The organism is Faecalibacterium sp. DFI.5.82, from assembly GCF_029076575.1.
GTDB lineage: Bacteria > Bacillota > Clostridia > Oscillospirales > Ruminococcaceae > Faecalibacterium > Faecalibacterium duncaniae.
In genome coordinates this window covers 1-304 of sequence record NZ_JARFIS010000672.1, presented here as the reverse complement: position 1 = coordinate 304, position 304 = coordinate 1, and the positions used below count along the sequence as shown (strand labels likewise).

Sequence of the window (304 nt, the reverse complement as noted above, 5' to 3'; positions counted from 1 at the left end):
GCTGAACCTGAGAGATTTTGCAGCTCAACTGCGCCTGCTGGAAAATGGTGTTTGTCGGGAAATCAGAGAGCTCTCTCTGCCGGATTGCCCTGCAGGACATTCGGTGGTATGGAAGGCCGACCTGCAGGATATTCATCCGGCTTCGGGAGAACAGTTTCTGGAGTTCCTGTTCATGGAGAAATCACCGGCCCATGCGGGATGCGGCCTCAGCGGATGGAAGCAGTTCCTTTGGAAAAAGGGATGCCACCCGGCTCTTGTGACAGAAAAGGTCACAGCTCTTTTCTCAAAACAGGGAACTCTTCTG

At 53.3% G+C, this 304-nt stretch carries 1 protein-coding gene; it reads left to right on the top strand.

Translation table 11 applies throughout. From position 1 onward, the window contains the following. Positions 1–304 (top strand): hypothetical protein (locus P0G09_RS18385; RefSeq protein WP_275253391.1); only part of this gene is annotated, 304 nt, incomplete at both ends.